Annotated in this window: 13 protein-coding genes; 11 read left to right on the top strand and 2 right to left on the bottom strand. The window is 47.8% G+C overall.

Annotation, left to right across the window (positions count from 1 at the left end; genetic code table 11):
* Positions 1-92 precede the first annotated feature (92 nt).
* On the top strand, positions 93-1,787 hold the full coding sequence (locus BBEV_RS05280) for a M3 family oligoendopeptidase (RefSeq protein WP_069364517.1): 1,695 nt from the start codon (positions 93-95) through the stop codon (positions 1,785-1,787).
* A 206-nt stretch (positions 1,788-1,993) separates the two neighbouring features.
* Here the strand turns inward: BBEV_RS05280 and BBEV_RS05275 are convergent, their stop codons facing one another.
* Together BBEV_RS05275 and BBEV_RS05270 are read right to left on the bottom strand one after the other, a co-directional pair.
* Positions 1,994-2,977 (bottom strand): aldo/keto reductase, encoded by a 984-nt coding sequence (locus BBEV_RS05275; protein ID WP_069364516.1) that lies wholly within the window; start codon positions 2,975-2,977, stop codon positions 1,994-1,996.
* A 77-nt stretch (positions 2,978-3,054) separates the two neighbouring features.
* A complete protein-coding gene (locus BBEV_RS05270) occupies positions 3,055-3,360 on the bottom strand; it encodes a hypothetical protein (protein WP_069364515.1) in 306 nt (101 codons plus the stop codon).
* Between the two features lie 118 nt (positions 3,361-3,478).
* Here BBEV_RS05270 and BBEV_RS05265 point away from each other — a divergent pair, with 118 nt between their 5' ends.
* The 10 genes from BBEV_RS05265 (at position 3,479) to leuD (ending at position 14,342) form a co-directional block, all read left to right on the top strand.
* A complete protein-coding gene (locus BBEV_RS05265; protein ID WP_069364514.1) occupies positions 3,479-3,682 on the top strand; it encodes a hypothetical protein in 204 nt (67 codons plus the stop codon).
* Between the two features lie 54 nt (positions 3,683-3,736).
* Entirely contained in the window at positions 3,737-4,525 is a 789-nt protein-coding gene (gene pgeF / locus BBEV_RS05260) for a peptidoglycan editing factor PgeF (protein WP_069366606.1), read from the top strand.
* Between the two features lie 318 nt (positions 4,526-4,843).
* Entirely contained in the window at positions 4,844-5,749 is a 906-nt protein-coding gene (gene ilvE / locus BBEV_RS05255) for a branched-chain-amino-acid transaminase (protein ID WP_069364513.1), read from the top strand.
* Between the two features lie 369 nt (positions 5,750-6,118).
* The gene (ilvB, locus tag BBEV_RS05250; protein ID WP_069364512.1) at positions 6,119-7,864 is read left to right on the top strand and encodes a biosynthetic-type acetolactate synthase large subunit; all 1,746 of its coding nucleotides are present in this window, start codon (positions 6,119-6,121) and stop codon (positions 7,862-7,864) included.
* Positions 7,861-8,382 carry an acetolactate synthase small subunit gene (ilvN, locus tag BBEV_RS05245; protein WP_069364511.1) on the top strand — a complete coding sequence of 174 codons (522 nt, stop codon included), beginning with the start codon at positions 7,861-7,863 and terminating at the stop codon, positions 8,380-8,382. The genes ilvB and ilvN overlap by 4 nt, the downstream gene beginning before the upstream one ends.
* 181 nt (positions 8,383-8,563) lie before the next feature.
* Positions 8,564-9,568, top strand: a complete 1,005-nt coding sequence (gene ilvC / locus BBEV_RS05240; protein ID WP_069364510.1) for a ketol-acid reductoisomerase — start codon at positions 8,564-8,566, stop codon at positions 9,566-9,568.
* Positions 9,569-9,585: 17 nt separating this feature from the next.
* A complete protein-coding gene (locus BBEV_RS05235) occupies positions 9,586-11,148 on the top strand; it encodes a 2-isopropylmalate synthase (RefSeq protein ID WP_069364509.1) in 1,563 nt (520 codons plus the stop codon).
* Between the two features lie 11 nt (positions 11,149-11,159).
* A complete protein-coding gene (leuB, locus tag BBEV_RS05230; RefSeq protein WP_069364508.1) occupies positions 11,160-12,266 on the top strand; it encodes a 3-isopropylmalate dehydrogenase in 1,107 nt (368 codons plus the stop codon).
* A gap of 44 nt (positions 12,267-12,310) precedes the next feature.
* Positions 12,311-13,726, top strand: coding sequence for a 3-isopropylmalate dehydratase large subunit (leuC, locus tag BBEV_RS05225; RefSeq protein WP_069364507.1), 1,416 nt, complete (start codon positions 12,311-12,313; stop codon positions 13,724-13,726).
* Positions 13,727-13,754: 28 nt separating this feature from the next.
* Positions 13,755-14,342 (top strand): 3-isopropylmalate dehydratase small subunit, encoded by a 588-nt coding sequence (gene leuD / locus BBEV_RS05220; protein WP_069364506.1) that lies wholly within the window; start codon positions 13,755-13,757, stop codon positions 14,340-14,342.
* Positions 14,343-14,449: the final 107 nt, after the last annotated feature.

Below are 14,449 nucleotides of genomic sequence, written 5' to 3'. Positions count from 1 at the left end.
CCTGATTTCTTCTCGAAAAGTTCACAATCCGATGCTCATCTGTATTATGATGGTAGTGATCCAATAGTCTATGAACAAGGAGAGGATACATAATGGGAAGTTTTTATCAAGAGACACTCCCCTTTCAGCACCCCGAGGAGATCGAACAGAAATTAATCCAGTTGCTCACACGGGATATCGAGAGCTCGGAGGAACTCGAACAATGGCTGATTGACCAGTCGGATTTGTATGATCAGCTCGAAGAGGGATTAACGGGCCACTATATTGATTTTCAGTGTCAAAGTGATTCAGAAGAAGCAAAGAAAGCGTTTGAGCATGATCAGACGATCATCGAACCGATTCTGAAGAAATATGAAGCTGAACTCGATGATAAGTTTTTGAAAAGCCCTTATGTTGACTCGCTTCATAAGGAAAAATACGCCCGTCTGATCCGTTCCAAACAAAACGCACAGCAACTGTTCAGATCCGAGAACATTGAACTCGAAGTCCAGGAAAACAAACTGTCCACAGATTATTTCGAACACACCGGTGGTCTGATGGTTGATTGGCACGGAAAGGAATCAACCTTGAGTGAAATCGCCGTTCACCTTCAGGACGAAGAACGGGAAACCAGAAAACTGGCCTATGAGAAAAATGGGTCAGCCTATCAGTCCGTTAAAGACGAACTGCAAACCATCATGAATGAACTGATCGCCATCCGCCAACAAAAAGCGAAAAATGCAGGGCTCGACAATTACAGGGACTATATGTTCAAAAAATACGAGCGCTTTGATTACACGGCGGAAGATTGTCACACCCTTGCTGACGCTGTTCAGAAACATGTTACACCACTAAAAGAATCCATTCAGAAAAAACACCAATCCGAACTGGGTGTCGACACCTACCGTCCATGGGATACGAAAGCCGTCCTGCCAGGTCAGACACCCTTACAACCGTTTCAAGACCGCGATGAGCTCGTCAATACCAGTCACAGCATTTTTCAACAGCTCGATGAGCGATTTTCCGGACTGCTGTCCACGATGGATGAGCGGGGGATGCTTGATTTAACGACCCGGAAAGGAAAGGCTCCTGGCGGGTTCTGTGCGCCCCTCCCGGTATCAGGTTTATCCTTCATTTTTATGAATGCGGCTACAACTCAAGATGATATGATTACACTGCTGCACGAAATGGGGCACTGCATTCATAATGACCTCAAACGTCACTTGCCGCTGGCTGTTTACCGCGACACACCGATGGAGTCTTCAGAACTTGCCAGCATGACCATGGAGCTCTTCACAATGGACAAGTGGGATCAATTCTACAGTAACCACGAAGACCTGAATCGGGCCAAAAAAGAGCACCTCGAAGGTATCATTCAATTTTTACCGATGGGCATTGCTGTCGATCAGTTTCAGCATTGGCTGTATGAGAACCCAACACACACCGCAGAAGAACGAAACGCAAAGTTCTTTGAACTGCAAAAGAAGTTGAACGGTGAAACGGTGGATTGGAGCGATTATGAGCAATATGCCGAAAACAGTTGGCTGCGCATTCTTCATATCTTTGAAGTCCCGTTTTATTTCATTGAATATGTCATTGCCCAATTGGGTGCATTGCAGATGTTTAAACAATACCGGGAGAACCCCGATCAGGCACTGGCTAACTATAAACAGGCTTTATCCCTCGGCAATACCGGTTCACTGTTTGATATTTACGAAGCCGCAGGCATATCCTTCGACTTTTCATCAGAGAAAATCCAGGAACTTATGACGTTTTTGCAAGACGAACTTCAGAAAGTATCTTCCTGACACAGCATGTATCGCACATCAATCAAAACCCCCGGGCAAATGCATTTCAAAACGCATCTGCCCGGGGTTGTTTTTTACTTAATCGCAATGTTGACGTTCGCTAAAGGATTGAAGGATAAGCGCAACTTGGCTTTTGCCATTAAAGCTTGGCGAAAAGCCAGGTTTTCTTTAATGAATTCAATGTTATTGTTGCTTCTTCAAAACCATCAATAAGAGCCTCTGATGTGCTCATGCACCTGCTCATCATAAAACCGCTTCAGCTGATCCAGCTCAGATGGCGTAAACGGTTTAACATCCACCGCCTTCAGATTACTCTCCACCTGCTTTGTATTCTTAAAACCGGGGATTGCGGCTGAAATGGCATCGTGCTCAAGAATCCAGCGAAGCGAGGCAGCCGTCATCGATTCACGCCCCTCCTTAATCCACTCCAGCTTCCGACTGAGTGCAACCCCTTTTTCAAAGGGAAGCCCCGCAAATGTCTCGCCGACATTAAACATCTGGCCGTCCCGGTTGAATTTTCGGTGATCGTCTTCTTCAAACGCGTGGTTTTCATTGAATTTCCCTGTGAGCAGTCCACTGGCCAAAGGTACACGAGCAAGAATCCCAACTCCTTGTTCCTGTGCTTTCGGGAATAACTCACGGGCCGGTTTTTGCCGGAAGATGTTAAAGATCACCTGAAGTGCTTTTACATTCGGATAAGCCAGGGATGCAAGGCCTTCTTCAACGGATTCAACGGACACACCGTAATGCCGGATCAGTCCCTCCTGTTGAAGATCATCCAGCACCTGAAATACTTCGCCGTCCTGAATAATGTCAAGCGGAGGGCAGTGAATCTGATAGAGATCAATCTGCTCACGCCCAAGGCGCGAAAGCGTTGCTGTTAAGTATTCTTTGACCTGCTTTTTTGAATATGTTTTTGCGCTGTGAATATCTCCTGCACGGCAAAATTTACTCGCGATATGGATTTCGTCTTCCTTGCCTTTTGTCGCTTTTTTCAAGAGTTCCTCACTGTGACCACCGCCATAGACGTCCGCGGTATCAAAGAAATTGACGCCTTCGCCCATGGCTTTATCCAAAGCCTTCAATGAGTCGTCATCGTCATTGGATCCCCACGCGCCGCCAATGGCCCAGGTGCCGAAACTCAATTCACTGATCTTTAAATCCGTACTGCCTAACTGTCGATAATGCACACAATCATCTCCTTTTTTCAATCGTTCATCTTGCTCTATTCATCCATGTTCCTTTTTGAGCATGATACAAAACGCGTTTATCTCATTTCATTTTCTCTTAACCGTTCATCGAGTTCCCGGTATGCTTTCAAAAATTGTGCCGGAGCTTCTTTTACCATATACGAATAGACGCCCCGGGTCGTATGCAGATACAAGATTCCTTCATCACCAGGCATCTCACGATACGACATGTCCATGACCGTCTCGATCGGGAAAGAGCGGTATTTCGTCTCCACACGATCCTCGTATAATTCGATTTCACGTTCATACTCCACGTTCTCCTGCTCCAATTTTCTGACTTCGCGCAGCACTTTGTAATACGGGTGACTTGCCAGTTTCGTCATTCCTTCAACTCCTTCATGTATCAGATTCTCCAAAAGACGTTCCGCTTTCGTATTGCCTTCAGTTTCATTATACTTCTAATTAAGAGTACGTGTCAGCCTGAAAGGTGGTGTCATCCCTGTGGATATCTTTACAGTGCCCGATCCGAACGATCCAATGATGGGCTATGCCTATATCATGTTAATCTTTGTCTTGATCGCTGCATCATTCACCGTTTATAAAATGAAGAAGTCACGGAAACAGCAAACGGATAAACCTGAACCGAAAGCCTATGACATGTATGAATATACAAAAAACGAACAATCCGATAAAAAGAAGGACTGAGAATGTATGGCTGATTTATGCCCACTATTTAAACTTCGACATGAAAGAACATTCGTGATTGAAAAGCCTGCACTGTTTACTGATGGGGTCCAAGCTGGCTTTTCAACAAGAAAAGGTGGAGCGAGCAATGGGGAATACGAATCCTTGAATCTCGGCTACCATGTCAACGACAACCCGGAACATGTGACAAGAAACCGGCACAGTCTGGCATCAGCTGTCGGCATCCCACTGGAACAATGGGTATTTTCTGAACAGACGCACCGCGATCAGATCGTTAAGGTTCCCCACATCCTGAAAGGCAGCGGTGCACGTTCTCAAGCTGGAGCGATCCGAGACACAGATGGCCTGTATACCAAGGAAAACGGTATCGTTCTTGCCCTTTTGTACGCGGATTGTATTCCAATCTATTTCAGTGCGCCTGAAAAGCATCTCATCGGCATTGCCCACGCCGGTTGGAAAGGCACTGTGCTGAACATTGCAGGGAAAATGGTCAAACTGTGGGAAGATGCTGAAGGCGTCGATCGCTCAGAAATTCAGGCAGTGATCGGCCCCGGCATCTCCAAAGCACAGTACGAAGTGGACGAGCGTATCATCAAATCCGTTGATGAAACATTGAATGAACTGGCGATTGAAGAGGTCCCTTATCAGAAACTTGATCCGGACCGCTTTCTCCTTGATTTGAAAAAATTAAATGTGCTTCTCCTTCGAAACGCGGGTCTTCATGACAGTCAAATTCATGTGTCACCAATCTGTGTAAATCGTGAACAAGAGCACTTTTTCTCTCATCGAAGAACAACAGGACAAACCGGTCGAATGGCAGGCTGGATTACACAATCAAACTGATTACGGACTGCAGCCGGATTTTGATTCCGGCTGCAGTTTTCACTTCAATCTCACAATCACCGGCACATCAGCCGTTTTATGAAAGCGCTTCAGAAAAATTTACAATTTATCAGAAAATTCACGCAAACTCAGTCGTGTCAAGGTAATTCGGCTCTTCCCTACTGCCGCAAGCGTTTGAACTGTCAGAATTTTTTACACAAAGCTGTTGCAATTGTTGTCTGCAGGATGTAATATAACCATCAATATCAGATTTTTTCAACGATTTCAACAACGATTAAAACAGACAGACCAGAGTCTATCAGAAAGGAGTGGGTCGGTATGAGCAGCCAGTGGATCTTCCTTGGTGGTGAGTTCGTCAAGAAAGAAGATGCGGTCGTCAGTGTGTACGATCATGGATTTCTCTACGGAGATGGGGTGTTCGAAGGCATTCGGGTTTATCACGGGAACGTTTTTAAACTCAGTGAACACTTGACACGATTGTACCAATCAGCACAGTCGATCATGCTAACAATTCCATACGACAAGGAGGAAATGGAACAGTTGATTGTCGAGACTGTTCGAAAGAATGAACTCCAGTCTGCTTATATTCGTATCGTCGTATCGCGTGGCCCCGGTAATTTGGGTCTGGACCCTTCTTCTTGCAGCAATCCAAAGGTGATCATCATCGCAGAAAATCTGCGGATGTTCCCTGAAGAGCTATACAATCAAGGTTTACGTATTGCGTCCGTTGCAAGCCGGCGAAACCGGCCGGATGTCTTAAGTCCACAGGTCAAATCCTTAAACTACCTGAACAACATCCTCGTTAAACTGGAAGCGAATCAGGCGGGGGTGGATGAAGCTCTGATGCTGAACGATCAGGGCTATGTCACAGAAGGGTCAGCCGATAACATCTTCATCGTAAAAAACAACACGATTTTAACACCGCCGGTTTATCTGGGAGCTTTGGAAGGGATCACACGCAACGCGATCCTCAACATCGCGGCAGAGCTTGGCTACAATGTCCATGAGACGCCTTTCACCCGCCACGATGTTTACATTGCCGATGAAGTCTTCCTAACCGGTACAGCCGTGGAAGTCATCGCAGCAGTCGAAGTCGATGGACGAAAAGTAAATGACGGCAAACCAGGTCATATCACCAATCATTTGTTAAGAGAATTCAGAAAAGTTGTTGTCAGCGACGGCACACAATGTTACGATAAATCTCAAACAAAAGCGATCGTTTAAGAAACACCATCTAAATCTCAAACCGATGACGGGAAAAAAGATTGAAGTTACAGGTATTTACAGAGAGCCGGTACTGCTGGAAACCGGTAATACTCCTTCATTCGACATCATCCCTGAGCGTGCTGCTGAACGAGTGATCCAGTAGGCAGCACCGGGTCTCTTGAAAGACCCGTTACCAAAATGGAGCTGTTTTCAGCTTCTTAAGATGAACGGTGCAAGCCGTTCATGAACCCGGGTGGTACCGAGAAAAGACAAAGGCTCTTTCTCCCCGTTCTCCGTCAGTGGCATTTTCACCCCTGACGAAGGCGGAGAGGAAGGGTCTTTTGACGTGTATAAGATGAAATTGAATTTAACAGGAGGGGAATCGTGATGAAAGTAAGAACAATGCCAGAGCCGGCTCAGGCTCAAGAAGAAGCCGAAAAGACACCCACGCCAAGAACCGGAGCCGATATCCTGGTGGAACAACTGATGAAACAGAAAGTGAAGACCATTTTCGGATATCCAGGAGGAGCTGTTCTTCCGATTTATGACGCCCTCTACCGTTCCGACGGCGATTTCGATCACATTCTGACCCGGCACGAGCAAGGTGCCATTCACGCTGCTGAAGGCTATGCACGGGTTACCAATGAACCTGCAGTCGTCATCGGCACAAGCGGACCCGGTGCTACAAACCTTGTTACAGGCATTGCGGATGCCATGATGGACTCCCTTCCTCTCGTCGTCATTACGGGTCAGGTCGCAACAGCTGTCACCGGTACTGATGCCTTCCAGGAAGCAGACGTAATGGGCATCACAACACCGATTACAAAGCATAACTACCAGGTACAGAACAGTTACGACATCCCTAGAATCATCAACGAAGCCTTTCATATTGCTTCCACAGGCCGGCCAGGACCGGTTGTTGTCGATATCCCTAAAGATATCTCAGCAGGCATTGTAACAGAAAAAGGACCGGAAGCCTTTCATCTGCAAGGATATCAACCAACCATCAAACCGAATCCGATGCAGATCCGAAAGGTCGCCGAAGCACTCAAAACTGCCAAGAAACCTTTGATTCTTACAGGAGCCGGCGTCCTTCACGGACGAGCCTCAGAAAGGCTTCTGCAAGTGGCAGAATCCTATCAGATCCCGGTAACGTCCACCCTTTTGGGTCTCGGAGCGTTCCCCGGGGACCATGAATTATTTCTTGGTATGGCTGGTATGCATGGCACCTATGCATCCAACATGGCCATCACCGAATGTGATCTTCTCATCAATGTCGGTGCCCGTTTCGACGATCGGCTGACTGGTAATCTCGGTCATTTTGCACCCGATGCCACAATCGTTCATGTGGACATTGATCCTGCAGAAATCGGCAAAAACGTACCAACGCATATTCCGGTCGTCAGTGACAGTAAAGCCGCGATGATCTCGCTTTTGAAACACCTGGAAGAGCCAGGGGATTATACCGAATGGCGAAGCCACTTGAAAGAATACAGCATGGAAAATCCGCTCTGGTATAATAAACCGGAAGAAAAGATGATTCCACAATGGCTGATCTCTTCAATCTGTGACATCACAAAGGGTGATGCAATCATCACAACAGACGTTGGACAGCACCAGATGTGGTCCGCTCAATATTACCGGTTTAACCGCCCGGATCGCTGGGTCACTTCCGGCGGACTCGGCACAATGGGCTTTGGCTTCCCTGCCGCCATTGGTGCGCAGCTCGCCAAACCGGATGACAAAGTCCTTGCCATTGTTGGTGACGGTGGGTTTCAAATGACGATGCAAGAACTCTCTGTTCTGCAGGAACGGCAACTCCCGGTAAAAATCGTCATCGTGAATAACGAAGCCCTCGGCATGGTTCGTCAGTGGCAGGAAGCTTTTTACGACAAGCGCTATTCCGAGTCACTGATGGGCGTTCAGCCGGATTTCGTCAAACTCGCCGACAGTTACGGGATCGAAGGTGTGAAGATTGAATCTCAAGCACACTTCATGGAAATTGCACCAGAATTCCTCAGTAATGATAAGCCATGTCTCCTGGACTGCAGAGTACTGCGGGAAGAAAACGTCTACCCGATGGTAGCACCAGGTAAGTCCATCAACGACATGATTGGAGTGAAGCCGCAATGAAACGGATCATCACAGCAGTTGTCCAAAACCGAAGCGGTGTATTAAACCGCCTCACCGGACTATTACAAAAGCGGCAATTCAATATCGAAAGCATTTCCGTTGGCCGTACGGAAACCGACGGCATTTCACGAATGACCTTTGTGGTGGATGTAGCAGACTTCCGGAAACTTGAACAACTGACCAAACAGTTAAATAAACAAATTGATGTCATTAAAGTATCCGATTTGACCGAACAGGCTGTTGTCGCAAGAGAACTTGCGCTCATTAAAGTGGTCTGTACTCCGCAGCACCGGATGGAAATTCAGGGGATCATTGAACCGTTCCGTGCAGATGTCATTGACGTCAGCCGTGATTCCCTCTCCATTCAGGTCACCGGAAAGCCGGAAAAAATTGAAGCCGTTATCGATCTCTTAAGGCCCTATGGCATCAAGGACATTGCCAGAACGGGGATTACAGCCTTTACCCGCGGGCATCAGCCTCAGGTCGCTGAGTCACCAACTTTCTCCTTATTGAAATAAGGCGTACTCGGCACCTCACCCGATTCGATGGCGAAAGCCTGAGCTTCATGTATACTTCCTTCAGCAAAACTGCACTTTACTGCGAAGTATACCAAAAACATGGTTTCATCACTCTTGTTCACCCAGAACAAAGAGGTAAGAAATAAAATATGAATGGGAAAATGAAAGGAATGTTCTGATTATGACAACTGTACTTTACAACCACCAAATTGAGGATCAAGCTTTGAAAGCAGAAAAAATCGCCATCATCGGCTACGGCTCGCAAGGCCACGCACACGCACTGAATTTGAAAGAGAGTGGCTTTGATGTAGTTGTTGGCCTGCGTAAAGGCAAGTCATGGGACAAAGCAGAAAAAGACGGAGTGGATGTCACAACCGTTCCTGAAGCTGTTAAACAGGCAAAAGTCGTCATGGTCCTTCTCCCGGACGAATATCAGCCGAAAATTTACGAAGAGCAAATTGCACCGCATCTTGAAGCAGGCGATGCATTGGCGTTTGCACACGGCTTTAATATTCACTTCAGTCAGATTCAACCGCCGGACAATGTTGATGTGTTCCTGGTGGCTCCAAAGGGCCCTGGTCATCTCGTTCGACGTACCTATGAAGACGGTGCCGGCGTCCCTGCACTCTTTGGCATTTATCAGGACGCTACAGGGAAAGCGACAGAAACAGCGCTCGCTTATGCCAAAGGGGTTGGCGCAGGTCGAGCCGGAATTCTGGAAACGAGTTTCCAGGAAGAAACAGAAACCGATTTATTCGGTGAGCAGGCAGTCCTTTGCGGCGGTGTAACAAGCCTGATCAAAGCAGGTTTTGAAACATTGACGGAAGCAGGCTATCAGCCGGAAGTTGCTTATTTCGAATGTATGCATGAAATGAAACTGATCGTTGACCTTCTTTATGAAGGAGGGCTTGAGGGGATGCGTTACTCCATTTCCGACACTGCTCAGTGGGGAGACTTCGTATCCGGTCCACGTGTTGTCGATGCAGATACAAAAGCACGTATGAAAGACATTTTAAGCGATATTCAGACGGGTAGATTTGCACACGGCTGGATCCTTGAGAACCAGGCAAACCGTCCGCAGTTCAATGCCATTAACACAAGAGAAAACCAGCACGAAATTGAAGTCGTCGGTCGTAAACTGCGTGAACTGATGCCATTTGTTAAGAAACCGGTCAATACTAAGTAAAAGGGAAGTGATTTGTTATGACTCGCATAAATATATTTGACACGACACTTCGTGATGGTGAACAATCTCCTGGTGTGAACCTGAATCAGCTTGAAAAGCTGGAAATCGCAAAGCAGCTTGAGCGGTTTGGGGTTAACGTGATGGAAGCAGGTTTCCCTGCTTCCTCACGGGGCGATTTCGAAGGGGTGAAATCCATTGCAAATACGATCCAGAATGCCTCTGTCACAGGTCTTGCCCGGGCAGTGAAATCCGATGTGGATGCTGCATGGGACGCTTTAAAAGGCGGTGTTGATCCAAGGTTGCACGTCTTTATCGCCACCTCCCCCATTCACATGACTCATAAGCTAAAGAAATCCCCTGATCAGGTGGTTGCCACTGCAGAAGAGATGGTCCGATATGCGAGAAAAACATTCCCTAAAGTCGAATGGTCTGCGGAAGACGCATCCAGATCGGATCTGGATTTCCTCGTACACATCATCGAAAGAGTCATTGATGCCGGTGCGACCGTGATTAACCTGCCAGATACCGTTGGTTACACCACACCTTATGAGTATGGAAAAATGTTCCGTTATGTAACTGAACATGTGCCAAATATTGATAAAGCGATCCTGTCTGCTCACTGCCATGATGACCTGGGTATGGCGCTTGCCAATTCCATTTCAGCGATTGAAAACGGAGCAACTCAGGTCGAAGGTACGATTAACGGAATCGGAGAACGAGCCGGTAACGCAGCCCTTGAAGAGCTTGCAGTTGCCCTGCATATCCGAAAAGATTACTACAACATCGATACAAGCATCAATCTCGGGGAAACGAAACGCACCAGTGACCTTGTCAGTAAGCTCACAGGCATGTTTGTACCGAGGAATAAAGCGGTTGTCGGCCAAAATGCATTTGCCCACGAATCAGGAATCCACCAGGATGGTGTCTTAAAGCATGCTGAAACGTATGAAATTATTACACCTGAACTCGTTGGTGTACACTCCAACGACCTTGTGCTCGGGAAGCACTCCGGCAAGCACGCATTTAAAGACCGCCTGAAAAAGCTCGGCTATGACATGTCCGATGAACTGCTTTCAAAAGCCTTCGGTGAATTCAAGCAGCTGACAGATCATAAAAAAACGATTACGGACGATGATCTCTTTACGATCATGACAGACATTCAGACTTCCGCGTATGACATTTCGTCCTACGACCTGACCTCTTTTCAGGTGCACTACGGCTCGGGTAATCTGCCAACCGCAACCGTTGCCATGACAAGTCCCGACGGCAAAAAATACGAAGAAGCAAGAACAGGCTCCGGCAGTGTCGAAGCTCTGTATAATACACTCGATGCCATTATTCAGGAAGAACTTCACCTGACTGATTATCAATTGAATTCAGTCGGCCGTGGTCGTGACGCTTTGGCTGAAGCCCATGTGAAGATGAGTGTGGAAGGTGTAAACGTTACTGGCCGGGCCAGCTCCCAGGACGTACTCGAAGCATCAGCAAAGGCCTTTGTCAATGCGGTAAACCGCTTCATTCACCAGCGTGCCCTTGAAGAAGGAACCACCCCTGGCAAAGAACACACGATTTTGACTTAAGGAGGACCATCATGCATAAATCAATTGTACTTCTTCCGGGCGATGGAATCGGCCCGGAAGTTGTTGAATCTGCCAAATGTATACTCGATGCCGTCGCTTCTGCATGTGATCATTCATTCGATTATGCCACGCATGCCATCGGCGGAGCCGCCATCGACCAATTCAACGATCCCCTTCCACAAGAAACAGAAGCAGCCTGCAAACAGGCAGATGCTGTTCTTCTTGGCGCTGTAGGTGGACCCAAATGGGATCAGAACCCATCTCACCTCAGACCTGAAAAAGGATTGCTTCGTATTCGGAAGTCGCTTGGTTTATATGCGAATTTACGACCTGTACAAGGGTTTCCCGAACTGCTTCACGCCTCCCCGCTCAAATACGATGTCGTCAACGGAAGTGATCTGCTCATCGTAAGGGAACTGACAGGCGGACTCTATTTCGGTGAGCCAAGCGAACGTCGAGACAACGGAGAATCCGTCGTCGACACCCTCGCCTACACGAGAGAAGAAATGGAACGTATCATCGAAACCGGCTTTGATGCCGCCATGGTAAGAAAAAAGCACCTCACTTCCGTAGATAAGGCCAATGTACTTGAATCCAGCAAAATGTGGCGGGAAATCGTCGAAGAAAAAGCAAAAGATTATCCGGAAGTGACCGTTGAACATGTGCTTGTGGATGCTGCAGCGATGAAACTCATCACAAACCCTACACAATTCGATGTCATGGTCACAGAGAATATGTTCGGTGATATTCTCAGTGACGAGGCTTCTGTCCTTACAGGGTCCCTTGGCATGTTGCCAAGCGCCAGTCTCCGTAAAGATGGCTTCGGACTGTATGAACCTGCCCATGGTTCAGCCCCGGACATCGCCGGCCAGGGCATCGCGAATCCGCTGGCCACCATGCTCTCTGCAGCCATGTTGCTCCGCTACTCCTTCGACATGGATCACGAAGCTCAGCTGATTGAGCAAGCCGTCGCTAACACGTTGTCCGCAGGCTATCATACAGCGGATCTTCACGTGAAAAACGGCACGAAACTTGGAACAAAAGAGATTACCGAGAAAGTGATTGATTTCATTGAAGAAGAATCTGCTTCGGACCGCATCATGCGCTGCTATGCATAAAAGATTCCGCACAGATAAGACGAAAGAGAAAGGATGAACCTGTTATGAGTCAACCAAAGACGATTATCGAAAAGATTTGGGAGAAACATATTGTACACGAAGAGGCGAATAAACCGGATCTCCTTTACATCGATCTTCATCTTGTACACGAAGTCACTTCCCCACAGGCATTTGAAGGACTTCGCATGAAAAACCGGACAGTGAGACGCCCGGACCGCACATTTGCCACCATGGATCATAACGTACCGACGATCGCGCGGCATATCGTTTATGATCCCATTTCTAAAAAGCAAATGGATACACTTGAGGATAACTGTAAAGAATTCAATATTCCACTGACGGGAATCGATCATCCTGATCAGGGTATTGTGCACGTTATCGGACCGGAACTGGGACTCACCCAGCCTGGCAAAACCATCGTCTGTGGTGACAGTCACACCTCCACTCATGGAGCATTCGGTGCCCTGGCTTTTGGAATCGGCACCAGCGAGGTGGAACACGTGCTGGCAACCCAGTCCCTGTGGCAAGTAAAGCCGAAGACAATGAACGTCCAAGTGACCGGAGAACTCTCTCCTGCCGTAACTTCCAAAGATCTGATTCTCGCCATTATCGGAAAATTCGGTGTCAAATTCGGAACCGGCCACGTGGTCGAATACACAGGCGAAGCCATCCGGAACCTGACGATGGAGGAACGTATGACCATCTGCAACATGTCGATTGAAGGTGGGGCAAGAGCCGGTCTGATCAGTCCCGACGATACGACCATCAACTACCTGAAAGGTCGTCGTCACGTGCCTGAAGGTGAAGCATTTGAACAGGTAGAAGCTGAGTGGCGCGCACTGGCAACCGATTCCGGTGCAACGTATGACACCACCCTGACGATCGATGCTTCTGAAATTGAACCGCAGGTCACATGGGGAACGAATCCTTCCATGTCGATTCCTGTCAGTGCTAACATTCCTTCTCCTGAGGACGCGGATGACAATATGGATCGCGATGAAATCGAACGGGCTCTTGAATATATGGGGCTCACAGGAGGCACCCCCATTTCCGAAGTGGAAATTCAACACGTCTTCATCGGCTCCTGCACCAACTCCAGACTCAGTGACCTTCGAAGAGCGGCAAAAATCATTGAAGGACAGACCGTTCATAATGGCGTCCGAGCCTTAATTGTGCCCGGTTCGCAAACGGTCAAACAGCAGGCGGAAGCCGAAGGCCTCGACAAGATCTTCATCGATGCCGGATTCGAATGGCGCGATGCCGGTTGCAGCATGTGCCTCGCGATGAATGATGACATTGTCCCTTATGGTGAACGCTGTGCTTCGACGTCCAACCGGAACTTTGAAGGGCGTCAGGGAAATGGTGCCAGGACGCACCTCGTTGCACCTGAAATGGCTGCTATCGCTGCCATCAAAGGACGTTTCACGGATATCCGATCTTATGAACCAGCACCCGTATAATAACCAATGAAAGAAAGGAGAACCCTTTATGGAACCCATTCGACAGCATACAGGTAAGGCTTATCCCCTATACCGTGCCAATATTGATACCGACCAAATTATCCCGAAGCAATTTTTGAAACGGATTGAACGGCAAGGGTTCGGCCAGTTCCTCTTCTACAACTGGCGTTTCGATGAAAATGACAACCCACGGGAAGACTTCTCCATGAACGATCCAAAATATCAGGATGTCAGTATCCTGATCGCCGGAGAGAACTTCGGCTGTGGATCCTCACGGGAACATGCCCCCTGGGCCATACAGGATTACGGCTTCAGAGTCGTTATCGCCCCAAGTTTTGCAGATATCTTCTCAAATAACTGCACAAAAAACGGCATTCTGCCCATCGAGCTCCCTGACGAGATCGTCTCGACATGGGCCAAAGAAGCAGAAAGTGACGCTGGAGCAAGCTTCCAGGTTGATCTGGAGAACAAGACTGTTACAGGTCCTGATGGACAGGCCGTCACGTTTGAGATCGCCGATTACCGCCGCGAGATGCTTTTAAACGGCTGGGACGAAATTTCCGTCACCTTGACCCTTGATGATAAAATCAGTCAGTATGAAGAACAGAAAGTATAATGATAGCCCTCATCGCCACGTTTTCATGGCAATGAGGGCTATTTTTTACTTTAGCGAATTTAACTTTATTTACGGTTTAAAGTAGAAGTGCCGCTAAGCCTTTCGCC

The organism is Salisediminibacterium beveridgei (genome assembly GCF_001721685.1).
Lineage (GTDB): Bacteria > Bacillota > Bacilli > Bacillales > Salisediminibacteriaceae > Salisediminibacterium > Salisediminibacterium beveridgei.
This window is presented reverse-complemented; position numbering and strand designations above follow the sequence as displayed.

Bases quoted from the DNA above. Each gene is read 5' to 3' on its own strand.
- BBEV_RS05270 (WP_069364515.1), bottom strand. From the start codon at position 3,360: ATGACGAAACTGGCAAGTCACCCGTATTACAAAGTGCTGCGCGAAGTC.
- BBEV_RS05280 (WP_069364517.1), top strand. From the start codon at position 93: ATGGGAAGTTTTTATCAAGAGACACTCCCCTTTCAGCACCCCGAGGAG.
- ilvB (WP_069364512.1), top strand. From the start codon at position 6,119: ATGAAAGTAAGAACAATGCCAGAGCCGGCTCAGGCTCAAGAAGAAGCC.
- ilvN (WP_069364511.1), top strand. From the start codon at position 7,861: ATGAAACGGATCATCACAGCAGTTGTCCAAAACCGAAGCGGTGTATTA.
- leuB (WP_069364508.1), top strand. From the start codon at position 11,160: ATGCATAAATCAATTGTACTTCTTCCGGGCGATGGAATCGGCCCGGAA.
- leuD (WP_069364506.1), top strand. From the start codon at position 13,755: ATGGAACCCATTCGACAGCATACAGGTAAGGCTTATCCCCTATACCGT.
- ilvE (WP_069364513.1), top strand. From the start codon at position 4,844: ATGAGCAGCCAGTGGATCTTCCTTGGTGGTGAGTTCGTCAAGAAAGAA.
- leuC (WP_069364507.1), top strand. From the start codon at position 12,311: ATGAGTCAACCAAAGACGATTATCGAAAAGATTTGGGAGAAACATATT.
- BBEV_RS05235 (WP_069364509.1), top strand. From the start codon at position 9,586: ATGACTCGCATAAATATATTTGACACGACACTTCGTGATGGTGAACAA.
- ilvC (WP_069364510.1), top strand. From the start codon at position 8,564: ATGACAACTGTACTTTACAACCACCAAATTGAGGATCAAGCTTTGAAA.